The organism is Actinokineospora bangkokensis (assembly GCF_001940455.1).
GTDB classification, from domain to species: domain Bacteria; phylum Actinomycetota; class Actinomycetes; order Mycobacteriales; family Pseudonocardiaceae; genus Actinokineospora; species Actinokineospora bangkokensis.
This window is the reverse complement of record NZ_MKQR01000022.1, coordinates 1-15719: the sequence shown is the minus strand read 5'-3', so window position 1 is coordinate 15719 and position 15719 is coordinate 1. Positions and strand designations below refer to the sequence as shown.

9 protein-coding genes are annotated in these 15719 nt (G+C 71.8%); 1 reads left to right on the top strand and 8 read right to left on the bottom strand.

Translation table 11 applies throughout. The features are described 5' to 3' along the window. Positions 1 to 65: 65 nt before the first annotated feature. The 8 genes from BJP25_RS21240 to BJP25_RS21205 all read right to left on the bottom strand — a co-directional run bounded on the left by BJP25_RS21240 (position 66) and on the right by BJP25_RS21205 (position 12460). Positions 66 to 1535, bottom strand: a complete 1470-nt coding sequence (locus BJP25_RS21240; RefSeq protein WP_075976762.1) for a neutral zinc metallopeptidase — start codon at positions 1533 to 1535, stop codon at positions 66 to 68. 152 nt (positions 1536 to 1687) lie between these two features. Next, entirely contained in the window at positions 1688 to 3076 is a 1389-nt protein-coding gene (locus BJP25_RS21235) for a neutral zinc metallopeptidase (RefSeq protein ID WP_233158191.1), read from the bottom strand. A gap of 50 nt (positions 3077 to 3126) precedes the next feature. Continuing rightward, positions 3127 to 4125 carry a ParA family protein gene (locus BJP25_RS21230; RefSeq protein WP_075976761.1) on the bottom strand — a complete coding sequence of 333 codons (999 nt, stop codon included), beginning with the start codon at positions 4123 to 4125 and terminating at the stop codon, positions 3127 to 3129. Further along, positions 4122 to 4931, bottom strand: a complete 810-nt coding sequence (locus BJP25_RS21225; protein WP_075976760.1) for an ATP-binding protein — start codon at positions 4929 to 4931, stop codon at positions 4122 to 4124. The genes BJP25_RS21230 and BJP25_RS21225 overlap by 4 nt, the downstream gene beginning before the upstream one ends. A gap of 58 nt (positions 4932 to 4989) precedes the next feature. After that, complete coding sequence (gene glgB, locus BJP25_RS21220) at positions 4990 to 7152, bottom strand: 1,4-alpha-glucan branching protein GlgB (RefSeq protein WP_075976759.1); 2163 nt, start codon at positions 7150 to 7152, stop codon at positions 4990 to 4992. Positions 7153 to 7204: 52 nt separating this feature from the next. Continuing rightward, complete coding sequence (locus tag BJP25_RS21215; protein WP_075976758.1) at positions 7205 to 8545, bottom strand: maltokinase N-terminal cap-like domain-containing protein; 1341 nt, start codon at positions 8543 to 8545, stop codon at positions 7205 to 7207. After that, positions 8542 to 10356 (bottom strand): maltose alpha-D-glucosyltransferase, encoded by a 1815-nt coding sequence (treS, locus tag BJP25_RS21210; protein ID WP_075976757.1) that lies wholly within the window; start codon positions 10354 to 10356, stop codon positions 8542 to 8544. The genes BJP25_RS21215 and treS overlap by 4 nt, the downstream gene beginning before the upstream one ends. Positions 10357 to 10486: 130 nt before the next feature. Continuing rightward, on the bottom strand, positions 10487 to 12460 hold the full coding sequence (locus BJP25_RS21205; protein WP_075976756.1) for an alpha-1,4-glucan--maltose-1-phosphate maltosyltransferase: 1974 nt from the start codon (positions 12458 to 12460) through the stop codon (positions 10487 to 10489). Between the two features lie 272 nt (positions 12461 to 12732). Between BJP25_RS21205 and glgP the strand changes: the two genes are divergently transcribed. Continuing rightward, complete coding sequence (glgP, locus tag BJP25_RS21200) at positions 12733 to 15270, top strand: alpha-glucan family phosphorylase (protein WP_075976784.1); 2538 nt, start codon at positions 12733 to 12735, stop codon at positions 15268 to 15270. Positions 15271 to 15719 lie beyond the last annotated feature (449 nt).

Below are 15719 nucleotides of genomic sequence, written 5' to 3'. Positions count from 1 at the left end.
CACCCAAACGGGTCCACGCATCGAGCCAGCCACAAGATCCCGCGCTTCTCACAGCGGCCCGGGCGTCAGCCGCTGAAGCCCTCCGTGCAGCCCTTGTCGCCCTCGAAGAAGCCGATGCGGAACGCCTCGACGCGGGCGAAGCCGCTGGGGATCTGCTTGCCCTGGACGTCGGCGGCGATGAGGCTGTTGTCCTGGAGGAGTTCGGCGACGGCTTCGTCGAGGTCGCCGACGGCGAGGCGGAGGCGGCGGGTGTTGTCGGTGTCGGTGTCGGTGTAGCGGGCCCAGGCGCCGGTGAGGCAGGCGGTGCGCAGGCCGGTCTTGACGCCGTCGAGTTCGCCGCCGTAGGACTTCTGGACCGAGAGGGTGTAGCGGGAGGCGATCTCGGCGAAGGCGGCGAAGTCGCCGATGCCCGCGCCGTCGACGCCGGGTTCCTGGCCGCGCTTGGGCGGGGTGGCGATCTTCTTGACCGCCTCCGGGTCGACGGTGACGGTGTTGGTGTCGGCGCAGTAGGACACCGGCGGGGTGGCGGTGCCCGACGGGCAGTCGGCGCCGTCGTAGGTGATGCCGGGCTTGTCCTGGGCCGAGCCGAAGGCCTCGTCGAGGCTCTTCTTGAGCAGTTCCTGGACGTCGTCCTCGGTGGGGTCGACGTTGCCCTCGTCGGACTTCTCGACCTCGGTGTCGTTGCGCTCCTTCTCCTGGATGCGCCCGTTGATCTCGTCGGTGTCCATCCGCGCGCAGCGGGTGGGGCCCTCGGAGAAGCCCGCTTGGAAGGCGAAGACCCGGTCGAACGCCAGGCCGTGCGCGCCCTGCTTGGACGCCGAGAGGCCCGCGGGGTCGCGGATGAAGAACATGGTGGCGAGCACGTGGTTGAGCCCGGTGCCCGCGTTGATGTCGAAGTGCTTGGCCTTGCCCTCGGCCACCCAGCGGAAGAAGCCGCCCTGCTGCTCCTTGACGATGGTCGGGGTGGCCTGGCTGATGTTGGACTTGGCGCCCAGCCGGAACTGCACCGCGTGGCCCATCTCGTGCGCCAGCACCGCCACCACCGACATCGGGCCGAACTGCTTGTCCAGCATGGGCAGCAGCACGCCGCGGTCCCAGGCCACGCTGTCGTCCTGGGAGCAGTAGAAGGCGTTCACCAGGTTCTTGGTGCTCTGGCCGCACAGCTTCTCGGCCTTGCCGTCGGAGTCGTAGGACACCAGCCGCTCGATCGGGGTGAACTTCTGCCCGTCGAAGTCGGCGGGCATCTTCTCCGACCAGTAGGCGTAGATGTCGTCGAGGGCGTTGATGGCCAGCCGGTCCATCTCGCCGCCGTCGCCGCCCTCGAACGGGATGTCGGCGTCGGGCACCCCCTGCTTGGGGCCGGACGGGCCGTTGTTGTCGACCGGGATGCCCGCCGCGGTGCCCGCGTCGATGTCGCCCACCCCGCGGGCCTTGCCGGTGATCGGCGTCTGCGCGCACCCACCCAGCTGCGCGACCACCGCCGCCGCGGCGGCCAGCGCCACCGCCACCCTGATCCGTGTGTCCCGCAGTCGCACGTCAGTCCCCACACTCCCGGACCCGGCCTGTCCCGGGTGCCTGCACCCTACTGCCGGATGGACGAATCCCGGCGCGGTTCGGATCCCCCGGATGGCGGGGGGACCGATTTTCCGCGGTGGCGCGCGCGTGGGCGGCCGTTCCCGGGTTCGCCTCAGGTCAGGCCGCAGCCGTCGGCGCCCTTGGTGAAGCCCAGCCGGAACGCCGCCACCCGGTCGAAGCCCGCCGCGGTGGCCGCGCCCGCGCTGTCGCGGGCGGCGTAGTCGTAGTCGAGCAGCACCTGCACGGCCTCGTCCATGTCGCCGGGGGAGAGGTAGCGCTGCTCGGCGGGCACCCGGAACAGCGCCCCGGTGAAGCCCCCGGCCAGGCACACCGCCGACTTCTGCGCGTCCGGGCCGGAGGTGCCCTTGCCGAGCAGCTTGCGCAGCGACAGCCCGTAGCGGGAGGCGAGCAGGGTCGCGGTGGCGTAGTCGCCGATGTCGCTGTGGATCTTGGGCAGTGAGTCCGCGTCGTCGAGCTCGACATCCCCGGCCGACCCGCAGGACGCGACCGGCCCCTGCTTGCCGCCGTCGCAGGTCGGGTCACCCGCGACGGTCTTGGGCGTCACCTTCCGCCACTGCTTGCCCGCCTTGGTGGCCACCGAGGAGAAGTAGTCGTTGAGCCCCGGCGTCACGGACTCCAGCAGCTTGTCGAACGGCAGGTTGCCCCCGGTCTCGGCGTCGGAGGCCCTGGTGAAGCCGGTGAGGGTGAACTCCCGGTTGTCCACGGTCATCCCCGAGCACAGCCGCGCGCCGCTGTCGAACCCGTCCTGGAAGGCCGACACCCGGTCGAAGGCGTCGCCGTGCGCGCCGCTCTCGGACTGGTCGGTGCCGATCGGGTCCCGGAAGCTGATCAGCGACTCCAGCGCCGAGTCCAGCCGCTGCTTCTCGATCCGCAGGTGCGGGGCCTTCCCGTCGGCCACCCACCGCACGAACGACCCGGCGTAGCAGTCGGCCATCGCCTCGACCAGGATCGTCGGGAACCTGCCCGGGTTCGCCCGCCGCTGGTCCGCGCCCACCCCGGTGCGCGCCTGCACGGCGTGCCCGATCTCGTGCGCGAGCACCAGCATCACCGCCGCCTCGCCGAAGCGCTCCTTGAGCACCGGCAGCAGCGCCGCCCGGTCCCACGCGATCGTGTCCGCGCTCGGGCAGTAGAAGGCGTTGCCCTCCACCTCGGTCGGGTTGTCCACGCACGGCGGCTTGGGCGCGGTCGCGTCCGCGGTGTCCACCGAGTAGTACCCGCCGGTCAGGTCGTCGAACTGCTGGTCGAACACCCCGGGGAAGGTGTCGGTCCAGTACGCCCGCACGTCGTCCACCACCGCCGCGGCGAGCTGGTCGACCTCCCCGCCGTCGGTGTTCTTGACGAACGACGTGTCCGTCTCCCCGGTGTCGGGCGCCACCACCGACCCCTGCCCCACCGGCGTCCCCGTCACGGTCGAGGTGCACCCCAGCAGCACGCCGACCGCGAGCAGGGCGGGGAGCAGGCGGGGCAGTGGCGTGCGCACGCCACCAGTGTGCCCCAGCGCCCGCCCGCCCCGCTGCCGGACGGCCCCGCTCAGGCGTCGGGTGACTCCGATCCAATCCCGCCGATGATGCGCTGGGTGAGCTCGGCGAAGTGGCCGTGCGTCTCCCGGGCCGCCTTGAGGTGCCCGCCCAGCGCGCCGTCGGCGGTCGTCAGGTGGAAGATCGGTTTGCGGGCCTCTTGGGCCAGGGGCATCAGGCTCCGGTAGTTCTTCATCCGGCCGAGGCACATCGGGTCGTCGTCGGCACTGGGCGCCGTACCGGGGGTGTTGAGCACCGCGGAGTGGAACACGCTGGGGATCTGGTCGACCCACCGCTGGTAGGCCCGAACCGGCCGGTCTAGGCGGACGCTGTGCTGGAGCACCACGTAGCCGAGTGCCGCCATCGTCCCACCGGGCAGCTGCAAGGGCTCCGCCCTCGGCTGTTCGTCGAGCCGCTGCCCCCAGCCCCGCCGCCACTTGCGCAGGGTCGGGCCCAGGTTCTTCAAGCCCTGGAGGCTGAACAGGTCCGGGGCCACGGGGATCACGACGTGGTCGGAGGCCACGAGAGCCGCGCGGTTGATGGCACCGAGGCTGGGGCCCACGTCGACGAGCACGAACTCGGCCCCGTGCAGCTGGGCGGCCTGCTGCAACACCGAGGAGAAGGTGGAGATGATCCGGAACGACCTGGCGTCGCCATCCAGGCACTTGGGCCAGCTGCTGCTCAGGTCGTCCTCGAAGGTGGACAGGTCGAGGTCACCCGCGAGCAGTGCGAGCCGGTCGTCCCCGGTACTGGTCAGCCGGGGTTCTGCCAGGACACCGCTGCCTTCTTGGAACGGCTTGATGGCTCCCCAGACGGTCCGCCGCCGATCGGACCACAGCGCTTCGATCTCCCCCTCGTCGAGGAAGGCGGAGGTGAGGTTCGCCTGCGGGTCCAAGTCCGCGACCACCACCCGGTGCCCGAGATCGGCCATCATCCACGCGACGTGGTAGAGCAGGGAGGTCTTGCCGACGCCGCCCTTGTTGTTGAAGAAGGCGATCACCGGGGTTGTCATGCCCTGCTCCTGACGGTCACTCCGACGTGCGTGGGCGTCACCTGGAACTCGGGTGGCGGGTTGCCGTTGTCGGCCAGCGCCTTGTGCGTGATCGGGATGCCCGCGCCGAACCGCTGGACGTAACCCAGGCCGCGCATCATCTCGGCCAGGGTCGGGTTCCGGTAGTCGGTGTGGCCCTGCCCGAAGTTGTCGGTCGTGACCGCCCCGTACGGCCCGCCGGGGTTGCTGATCTCGACGCGGTCGGCGTACCAGGTGATCCTGATCGGCGCGTTGGTGTTCTCGTACGAGCGGTGCATGACCGCGTTCCTGGCCACTTGCTGGAGGGCGGCGATCGGGTAGTCCGGGACGCGCCTCTCCCGGCTCGCGGAGGTGATGTCCACCGACGAGCGCAGGTTGAGCACCAGCATCTCGTCCACGCGCCGCAGCAGGTCCGGGAGCGGACCGTCCAAGCGCTTCTCGTCGATGATCGGATCGGTGATCTCGGTGCCGTCCACGCGCAAGAACTGGACGTAGGCGCCGGGCAGGAAGCTCAGCGGGTCGACGCCCGTGGTCAGCAGGCCCGCGTTGGTGGGTACCCCGTCGACGGTGGTCATCCGCAGGGCGGACAGGCGCTGTTCGATCGTCCGGCCGTTGACGGCGAGCACGTCGGGCGGGACGAGGGAGGGCACGATGGTCTCGACGAAGAGCGCCCTGTCCAGGTCGTCGGCCAGGCTGGCGCCACTCGCCGGGCGCGCGTCGAAGGGCAGGTCGAGGGAGCGCCTGCGCTCGTTGAGCCGTCGCTCGTCCTCCGCCTCGGACAGCACCATGCGCCGACCCTACGGTCTTGGTGGGCGCGCCAGAGGGGACGCGCCCACCATGACCTGTTCAGGCGTCGGGGATGAGCCAGATGACGCCCTGCGGGGGCAGGTTGAGGACCGCGGAGTGCTCCCGGCCGTGCCAGCTGACCTGCTCGGCGTCGACCGCGCCCCAGTTGCCGACGCCGGAGCCGCCGTAGGCCTGGGCGTCGGTGTTGACGACCTCGCGCCAGCGGCCGCCGCGGGGGAGGCCGACGCGGTAGTCCAGGTGGGGGTGGCCCGCGAAGTTGGCCACGCAGACCAGGTCGCGGTCGCCGCCGTGGCGGACGAAGCTCAGGACGTTGTTGCCGGAGTCGTTGCCGTCGATCCAGGAGAAGCCCTCGGGGCGCACGTCGTCGGCGTAGAGGGCCGGTTCGGCGCGGTAGAGGTGGTTCATGTCCTTGACCAGCCTGCGCACGCCCGCGTGGAACTGCTGCTCGGTCAGCTCCCAGTCCAGCGAGCGCGACTCCGACCACTCGCGCACCTGGCCGAACTCCTGGCCCATGAACAGCAGCTGCTTGCCGGGGTGGGCCCACATGTAGGCCAGCAGGGCGCGCAGGCCCGCGGCCTTGTTCCAGTCGTCGCCGGGCATGCGGGTCCACAGCGAGCCCTTGCCGTGCACCACCTCGTCGTGCGAGAGCGGGAGGACGAAGTTCTCGCTCCAGGCGTAGACCAGCGAGAAGGTGATCTCGTTGTGGTGGAAGGCCCGGTGCACCGGGTTGTGCCCGATGTAGTTGAGCGTGTCGTGCATCCAGCCCATGTTCCACTTGAAGCCGAAGCCCAGGCCGCCCAGGTGGGTGGGGCGGGTGACGCCGGGCCACGCCGTGGACTCCTCGGCGATCATGACGGCGCCGGGGTTGTGCTTGTAGACGGTGGCGTTGAGCTCCTGGAGGAACTTCACCGCGTCCAGGTTCTCCCGGCCGCCGTGGATGTTGGGCAGCCACTGGCCCTCGCCGCGGGAGTAGTCCAGGTAGAGCATCGAGGCGACCGCGTCGACCCGCAGGCCGTCGACGTGGAACTCCTCCAGCCAGTAGAGCGCGTTGGCCACCAGGAAGTTGCGCACCTCGGTGCGGCCGAAGTCGAACACGTAGGTGCCCCAGTCCGGCTGCTCGCCGCGGCGGGGGTCGGCGTGCTCGTAGAGCGGGCTGCCGTCGAAGCGGGCCAGTGCCCAGGCGTCGCGCGGGAAGTGCGCGGGCACCCAGTCGACGATCACGCCGATGCCGCGCTGGTGCAGGGCGTCGACGAAGGCGCGGAACTCGTCCGGGGTGCCGAAGCGGGCGGTGGGGGCGTAGTAGGAGGTGACCTGGTAGCCCCAGGACCCGCCGAACGGGTGCTCGGCCACCGGCAGCAGCTCCACGTGGGTGAAGCCGTGCTCGTCGAGGTAGTCGCCCAGCTGCTCGGCCAGCTCCCGGTAGCCCAGGCCCTGCCGCCACGAGCCCAGGTGCACCTCGTAGACCGACATCGGCGCCGACGACCAGTCGGTGGCGTCGCGGCGGGCCAGCCACTCCCCGTCGGACCAGGTGTGCTCGGCGCGGGTGACGACCGAGGCGGTCTGCGGCGGCTCCTCGGTGGCGAAGGCCATCGGGTCGGCCTTCTCGTGCCACTGCCCGTCGCGGCCGTGGATGCGGAACTTGTACCGGGTGCCTACCGTGACCCCGGGGATGAACAGCTCCCACACCCCGGACGAGCCCAGCGAGCGCATCGGGTTCGCGCGCCCGTCCCAGCCGTCGAAGTCGCCGCACACCCGGACCCCGTTGGCCGTGGGCGCCCACACCGCGAAGGAGGTGCCGTGCACGGTGCCCGCGGGGGTGTCGTAGGAGCGCGGGTGCGCGCCCAGCACCTCCCACAGCCGCTCGTGGCGCCCCTCGCCGAACAGGTGCAGGTCCAGCTCGCCCAGCGTCGGCAGCCACCGGTAAGGGTCCTCGACCAGCTCCGGGCCCGCGCCGTAGTCGACCTCCAGCAGGTACTCGTTGGGCACCAGCGGGATCGACCCGGCGAAGAAGCCGGAGATCGACTCCTCCAGCTCGAACCGGTCCTCCCCGACGATCACCGCGACGGACTTGGCGTTGGGCCGCAGCGCCCGCACCACCGCGCCCGCGCCCGCCGCCGGGTCGGGGTGCGCGCCCAGCACCGAGTGCGGGTCGTGGTGGGTGCCCGCGAGCAGGCGCTCGATCTCGTCGGTCGTGGGGGTCACCCTCGCTCCTCCTCCGCTGGGGTACCGGTGGGGTACCCGTGGTCGGGCGCGCTCACTCGGCGCGCTTGATGGCGGCCAGCGGGATGGCCACCCAGTCCGGCCGGTTGCGGTGCTCGTAGCGCACCTCGTACACGGCCTTGTCCAGCTCGAAGGCGCGCAGCAGCACCGCGTGCGCGCGGGGGTCCGGGCCGACGGTGGCGTACCCGTCGCAGAACGCGGCTCGGTTGCGGTCGGCCCACTCCGCGGCGCGGGTGGCCTTCTGGTGGTCGGGTTCGCCGCCCGCCACCAGGTGCAGGGCGGCGTAGTCGAACGAGCGCAGCATCCCGGCCACGTCGCGCAGCGGCGAGCGGGTCAGCTCGCGCTCGGCCGCCGCGGCCGCGGGCTCGCCCTCGAAGTCGATCAGCACCCACCCGGCCGTGGTGCGCAGCACCTGGCCCAGGTGCAGGTCGCCGTGCACGTGCTGCACGGAGATGCCGCCCTCGACCCCGCGCACGGCGTCGAAGGCGGCGCGCACCTTCGCCTCGTGCTCGGCCAGCGCGGGCACCTCGCCCAGCACCTCGTCGAGGCGGGCGTGCATGGCGTCCACCGCGCCCGCCAGCTTCGCCGCGTCGACGACCTCGGTGCCCAGCGCCGCGGCCAGGTCGGCGTGCACCTGGGCGACGGCGGCGCCCAGCCGCGAGGCCTCACCGGCGAAGTCGCCGCCGACCTCGCGGGCGTGCAGGTCGCCCTCGGCCAGCAGGTCGCGGACGCTGGCGGTGGCCGTCGCCCAGCCCTCGGCGGCGTCGCCGAGGAAGCGCTGCGCGAAGCCCAGCACGGTCGGCTGCCCGTCCAGCTCGCCGGTGACCGTGCCGACCGGGGTGGCGATCTGCTTGCTGCCCGCGGCGTGCAGGGCCCGGTGCAGCTGCACGTCCCGGTTCGGGCCGGGCACCGGGCGGCGGAACAGCTTGAGGATGTACTGCGAGCCGTACACCAGCGAGGTGTTCGACTGCTCCACCCCCACCGGCCGCGCCCGCAGCCCGGTCACCAGCTCCACGCCCGGCTCGGCGCGCCAGCTCAGCCCGCCCACCTCGGCGCCCTTGGCCATCAGGTCCACCAGCCCGGACACCAGGTCCGGGTCGAGCGCGGCGTCGTAGGCGGTGCCCCCGCCCAGCGGCCCGATGGCCACCGGGGCGAGGTGGTCGGGCAGCTCGGCGCGCACCCCGACGAGCAGCTGGTAGACCTCGTCGCCCGCCGCCACCAGCACGTGCACCAGGTCCTCGGACAGCTCCGCGGCCCGCACGACCCGGACACCGGTCAGCTCCTGCCCCTTGGCGGCGAACCAGCGCTGGGCGGGCAGCCACGCGCGCAGGTCCTCTGCCAGGTCCGCCACGTCGTGCCCGGGTCGGTCGGTCACTGCGGTTCGCCCTCCTCCTGGGGATCGGTGATCTGGAACCAGTAGAAGCCGTGCCCCGGCAGCGTCAGCAGGTACGGCAGGTCGCCGATCGCGGGGAAGCGCACCCCGCCGGTCAGCTCCAGCGGCTCCCGCCCGGCGTGCTCGGACAGGTGCAGCTCCACCGGCTGCGGGAAGCGCGACAGGTTGTTCACGCAGAGCACGACGTCCTCGGTGCCGTCCGGGCCGGTGAACCGGCGCAGGTAGGCCAGCACGCTCGGGTTGGACGAACCCAGCTCGGTGAAGTCGCCCTTGCCGAAGGACGGGTGGTCGGTGCGCACCTGGAGCATCCGGCGGGTCCAGTGCAGCAGCGACGAGGTGTTGTTCATCTGCGCCTCGACGTTGACCGCCTGGTAGCCGTAGACCGGGTCGGCGATCGCGGGCAGGTACAGCCTGCCCGGGTCGCAGCGGGAGAACCCGGCGTTGCGGTCCGGCGACCACTGCATCGGCGTGCGCACCGCGTCGCGGTCACCCAGCCAGATGTTGTCGCCCATGCCGATCTCGTCGCCGTAGTACAGCACCGGCGACCCGGGCAGCGACAGCAGCAGGGCGGTGAACAGCTCCTGCTGGTTGCGGTCGTTGTCCAGCAGGGGGGCCAACCGGCGGCGGATGCCGATGTTGGCCTTCATCCTCGGGTCCTTGGCGTACTCGGCGTACATGTAGTCGCGCTCGTCGTCGGTGACCATCTCAAGGGTCAGCTCGTCGTGGTTGCGCAGGAAGATCCCCCACTGCGCCCCCTCCGGGATGTCCGGGGTCTGGGCCAGGATCTCCGAGATGGGGAAGCGCGACTCCCGGCGCACCGCCATGAAGATGCGCGGCATGAGCGGGAAGTGGAAGGCCATGTGGCACTCGTCGCCGCCGATCGCGGCGTCGCCGAAGTACTCCACCACGTCGGCGGGCCACTGGTTCGCCTCGGCCAGCAGCACCCGGCCCGGGTACTCGTCGTCGACGACCTTGCGGCAGGTCTTGAGGAACTCGTGCGTGCGCGGCAGGTTCTCGCAGTTGGTGCCCTCCTCCTCGAACAGGTAGGGCACGGCGTCCAGGCGGAACCCGTCGATGCCGAGGTCGAGCCAGAACCGCAGGACGTCGAGCATCGCCTCCTGCACCACCGGGCTCTCGTAGTTGAGGTCCGGCTGGTGGGAGAAGAACCGGTGCCAGTAGAACTGCCCGCGCACCGGGTCGTAGGTCCAGTTCGAGGTCTCGGTGTCGACGAAGATGATCCGCGCGTCGGGGTAGCGGTCGTCGGTGTCGGACCAGACGTAGAAGTCCCCGTAGGGCCCGTCGGGGTGGTTGCGCGACTCCTGGAACCACGGGTGGGCGTCGGAGGTGTGGTTGAGCACCAGGTCGGTGATGACCCGGATGCCGCGCCGGTGCGCCTGGTTGAGCAGGTGCACGAAGTCCTCGACGGTGCCGAACTCGGGCAGCACCGCCCGGAAGTCGGAGATGTCGTAGCCGCCGTCGCGCAGCGGGGAGGCGTAGAACGGCGGCAGCCACAGGCAGTCCACCCCGAGCCACTGCAGGTAGTCCAGCTTGTCGGCCAGGCCGCGCAGGTCGCCGGTGCCGTTGCCGTCGGAGTCGTTGAACGCCCGGACCAGCACCTCGTAGAAGACCGCGCTCTTGTACCACTGGTGGTCCGGCGGCGCCTCGCGCGCCGGGGTGAAGTCCTCCGCCTGGGGTTCGACGAGGTGGCCGTCCTCGGTCACCGCCTCCCCCGTGTGCGGGACCCCTTCGAGGCCCAGTGCCGCGTCCGGCGCGGCGTCGTTGTCACCAGTCATGCTCTGCCCCGTCACCTCGTCGCCGTCGTCGTCGTCGGCCAGCCTGCGTACAGGTACACCACTGCACCTCCACGCGCACGGCGGGCCCCGGCCCGCGGGGGTCGGCGCACCACCGGCCCCCGCGCGACCCCTATCGTCGGATGTGGACGATGTGCGCCACGGACTGCCACGGGTCGAGCCGGACGTAGTTGCCGTCCGACGCCGCCCACTCGAACACCTGCCCCGACACCTCGTCGTGGGCCTGGTAGACCTTCCCCGGCTCCAGGCCGAGCGCGCCCCAGTCCAGCCAGAGCGTGCCCTCCTGGCTGTTGCGCGGGTCGAGGGTCACCACGACGACCACGGTGTCGCCGGTCTCCGGGTCCACCTTGGAGTAGGCGATCATCTGCTCGTTCTCGATCGCGTGGAAGCGCAGCGTGCGCAGCTGCTGCAACGCCGGGTGCGCCCGCCGGACCGCGTTGAGCCGGGTGATCCACGGTTGCAGGGAGCGGCCCTCGGCCAGCGCGCCTGCGAAGTCGCGCGGGCGCAGCTGGTACTTCTCCGAGTCCAGGTACTCCTCGCTGCCGGGCTTGACCGCCTCGTGCTCGTAGAGCTCGTAGCCCGCGTAGACCCCCCACGTGGGCGACATCGTCGCGGCCAGCGCGGCGCGGATGGCGAACATGCCCGGGCCGCCGTGCTGCAGCGACTCGTGCAGGATGTCCGGGGTGTTGACGAACAGGTTGGGCCGGGACTCGTCGGCGTGCTCGACGATCTCGCGGCCGAACTCCTCCAGCTCCCACTTGGCCGTGCGCCAGGTGAAGTAGGTGTAGGACTGGGTGTAGCCGAGCTTGGCCAGCCCGTAGAGCCGCGCCGGGCGGGTGAACGCCTCGGCCAGGAACAGCACGTCCGGGTGCTGCGCCTTCACCTGCCGGATCAGCCACTCCCAGAAGTCCGGCGGCTTGGTGTGCGGGTTGTCCACCCGGAACACCTTGACCCCGTGCTCCACCCACAGCAGCACGACCCGCAGCGCCTCGGCGTAGATGCCCTCGGGGTCGTTGTCGAAGTTGACCGGGTAGATGTCCTGGTACTTCTTCGGCGGGTTCTCCGCGTAGGCGATCGTGCCGTCCGGGCGGGTGGTGAACCACTCCGGGTGCTTGGACACCCACGGGTGGTCCGGCGCGCACTGGAGCGCGAAGTCCAGCGCGATCTCCAGGTCCAGCTCGCGGGCCCTGGCCACGAACGCGTCGAAGTCGTCGAAGTCGCCCAGCAGCGGGTGGATCGCGTCGTGGCCGCCGTCGACCGAGCCGATGGCCCAGGTGGACCCGACGTCGCCCGGCCGGGACTCCACGCTGTTGTTCGGGCCCTTGCGGTTGACCTCGCCGATGGGGTGGATCGGGGGCAGGTACACCACGTCGAAGCCCATGGCCGCGACCCGGTCCAGCTCCTTGGTGGCGGTCTTGAACGTGCCGTGCTTGGGCTTGCCCTCGGTGTCGAGACCACCGGTGGAGCGCGGGAAGAACTCGTACCAGGAGCCGTAGAGCGCGGTCTTGCGGTCGACCAGCACCTGCAGGGCCTTGCCCTTGGTGACCAGCTCGCGCACCGGGTGCTCGTGCATGACCCGCTGCACCGGCTCCGACAGCGACTCCGCGATCCGGGCGGGCAGCGGCTGGGTGGTGTCGCGCAGCGCCCGCGCCGCCGACAGCAGCAGCTTGCGCTCGGCGCTGCGGTCCGGGCGGCGCCCCACCCGCTCCAGCAGCCGCGCGCCGATCTCCAGGTCGTTGGCCAGCTCCCCGGCGTCCTGGCCCGCGGCCACCTTCACCTCGACCGCGTGCCGCCAGGTCGCCCACGGGTCCGACCAGGCGTCCACCCGGTAGGTCCACAGGCCCTCGGCGTCCGGGGCGATGACCGCGGCGAACCGGTCGGTGCCGGTGCCCACCGGCGCCATCCTGGTGCGCCGGGCCCGCGCGTCGTGCGGCCCGCGCCAGGTGACCGTGGCGGCGACGGCGTCGTGGCCCTCGCGCCAGACCGTGGCTCCGATCGGGATGTGCTCGCCCACCACAGCTTTGGACGGGTACCGACCGCAGGACACGATCGGGGAGACGTCGTCGATGCCCAGCCGACCGCTCACCGGTCAGGCTCCTCTCGGTCGCGGGTGCGTGGCCACAGTCTGCCTTGTTCGATTAAGCCCCACACACCGACCTCCCATCGCCGCGACCCGCCGAGACGCGCCCTGTCCAGCAGGACTTACCCCCGCCCGGCGCGCCTTCAACCCCGATCGCCCCGCCTTCCCCCGGAGGCACCACGCGGTGCCGCCGCCGCTGACTGCCCGTCACCGCCGCGGCGGGCCCGGCGGGCCGGGGAGGCTTGCTCGATCCAGGTTCGCCAGTAGGGTCGGTGCCCGTGAGAGCCGTACGCCGATTCACGGTCCGGGCCGGGTTGCCCGCACCGCTCGCCGACCTGGGCACGCTGGCCACCAACCTGCGGTGGACCTGGCACCCGCCCACCCAGGACCTGTTCGCCTCGGTCGACCGGGGCGTCTGGGAGCGGGTCGGCGGCGACCCGCTGCACCTGCTCGCCCAGGTGCCCGCCGAGCGGTTGGAGGCACTGGCCGCCGACGAGGACTTCCTGGGCAGGCTGGCCGGGGTGTCCGACGACCTGCGCCGCTACCTGGGCGACCCGCGCTGGTACCAGGAGCGCGCCGCGGACCCCGGCGGGGCCAGGATGCCCGCCGCGATCGCCTACTTCTCCATGGAGTTCGGGGTCACCGAGGCGCTGCCGAACTACTCCGGCGGCCTCGGCGTGCTGGCCGGTGACCACCTCAAGGCCGCCTCCGACCTGGGCGTGCCGCTCATCGCCGTCGGCCTGCTCTACCGCTCCGGCTACTTCCGCCAGTCGCTGTCGCTCGACGGCTGGCAGGTCGAGCACTACCCGGTGCTCGACCCGAACGGGTTGCCGCTGGAGCTGATCACCGAGCCGTCCGGGGCGCCGATCCTGGTGCACGTGGCGATGCCCGGCGGCCGGGTGCTGCGCGCGCGGATCTGGAAGGCCCAGGTCGGCAGGGTGCCGCTGCTGCTGCTCGACTCCGACATCGAGGAGAACGCCGACGACCTGCGCGCGGTCACCGACCGGCTCTACGGCGGCGACCAGGACCACCGCATCCGCCAGGAGATCCTGGCGGGCATCGGCGGCGTCCGCGCGGTGCGCACCTACTGCGAGCTGACCGGGGTGGCCCAGCCGGAGGTGTTCCACACCAACGAGGGCCACGCGGGCTTCCTCGGCTTGGAGCGGGTGCGCGAGCTGGTGTCGGGGCAGGGCCTCGACTTCGACCAGGCGCTCTCGGCGGTGCGCGCGGGCACGGTGTTCACCACCCACACCCCGGTGCCCGCGGGCATCGACCGCTTCCCGGTGGACCTGGTGCAGCACTACTTCGGCGATGAGTCGCTGCTGCCCGGGGTGGACCTGCGGCGGGTGCTGGCGCTGGGCGCCGAGGACAACCCGGGCATGTTCAACATGGCGCACATGGGGCTGCGCCTGGCCCAGCGGGCCAACGGCGTGTCGCAGCTGCACGGCGCGGTGAGCCGGGAGATGTTCGGCGGGCTGTGGCCGGGCTTCGACACCGGCGAGGTGCCGATCAGCTCGGTGACCAACGGCGTGCACGGGCCCACGTGGACGGCCAAGGAGATGACCGAGCTGATCGGGGACCCGGAGGGCCCGGGGCCGATCGCGGACTCGTCGGTGCCCGACGCCGACCTGTGGGCGCTGCGCTGCGCGCTGCGCGGCCGCCTGGTCGGCGAGGTCCGCCGCCGGGTGCGCGCGGCGTGGTTGCAGCGCGGCGCGTCGGCGCTGGAGCTGGGCTGGACGGACTCGATCTTCGACCAGGACGTGCTCACCGTCGGCTTCGCCCGCCGCGTGCCCACCTACAAGCGGCTCACCCTGATGCTGCGCGACCCGGAGCGGCTGCGCGCACTGCTGCTGCACCCGGAGCGCCCGGTGCAGCTGGTGGTGGCGGGCAAGTCCCACCCGGCCGACGACGGCGGCAAGGCCCTCATCCAGCAGATCGTCCGCTTCGCCGACGACGCGGGCGTGCGGCACCGGGTGGTGTTCCTGCCCGACTACGACATGTCCATGGCCCGCTACCTCTACTGGGGCTGCGACGTCTGGCTGAACAACCCCATGCGCCCCCTGGAGGCCTGCGGCACCTCGGGCATGAAGGCCGCCCTCAACGGCGGCCTCAACCTGTCCATCCGCGACGGCTGGTGGGACGAGTTCTACGACGGCAGCAACGGCTGGGCCATCCCCACCGCCGACGGCGTCCACGACCCCATCCGCCGCGACGACCTGGAGGCCGCCGCCCTCTACGAGCTCCTCGGCTCCCAGGTCGCCCCGCTCTACTACGACCGCGACCAGGCGGGCGTCCCCACCCGCTGGATGGCCATGGTCCGCCACACCCTCGCCGCCCTCGGCCCCCAGGTCCAGGCCTCCCGCATGGTCCGCGAGTACGTCGAGTCCGCCTACGCCCCCGCCGCCACCTCCGGCGCCCTGGCCGTGGCCGACGGCTTCACCGCCGCCAAGGACCTCGCCGCCTACCGCGTCCGCCTCGCCGAGGCCTGGCCCCGCGTCAAGGTCCTCGACTGCGAACTGGCCCTGGAGGAGAACACCACCCCGGTCGTCGGCGACCGCGTCGCCGTCCGCGCCCTGGTCGACCTGGCGGGCCTGTCCCCCGACGACGTCGAGGTCCAGGCCGTCGCAGGCCGCGTCAGCGACACCGACGACCTCAGCGACGTCGTCACCGCCACGATGGCACCGGTGGGGGAGGGCCGCTACGCGGTGGAACTGCCCCTGCCCCACGCGGGCGCGCTGGGCGTGACCGCCCGGGTCCTGCCGAAGCACAGGTTGCTGGCCACGCCCGCTGAGTTGGGGCGGGTCGTGCTCGCTTGACGCCGCGCCGCCCCCGGGGTCGTGCTCCGGGGGCGGTTCGCCTCGCCTTCGGCGGGTCGTTTCGGGATTTGCATTGCGGGCTCGATGCGGTGGACCTGTTTGGGTGGGGCCCCTACGGCGATCATGAGCTGAGAGAGCGGGAAAAGCTGGGGCCAAAAGAGCCCCGCTCAACCCGGACAGGGTAGCTCATGATCGCCTTCCCCACCCAAACAAGTCCACCGCATCGAGCATGTCCGTAGCCGGGCTACCCGTTCCGTAAGTGCTTGCGTCATGGGAAAAGCCAAAGACGAAAGCCGGGGAAGGATTCTCTGGGGTGCGGCGGCGTAGCCGCCGCCTTTCAAGCCAGCCACGTCACAGTTGGCACAAGGTCAAAAGCAGCGCGCCCACCTACGGAACCGGCGGCCCGGCTACGGGGGTGCTCGATGTGGTGGTTGTGCTTGTCCGGGGAA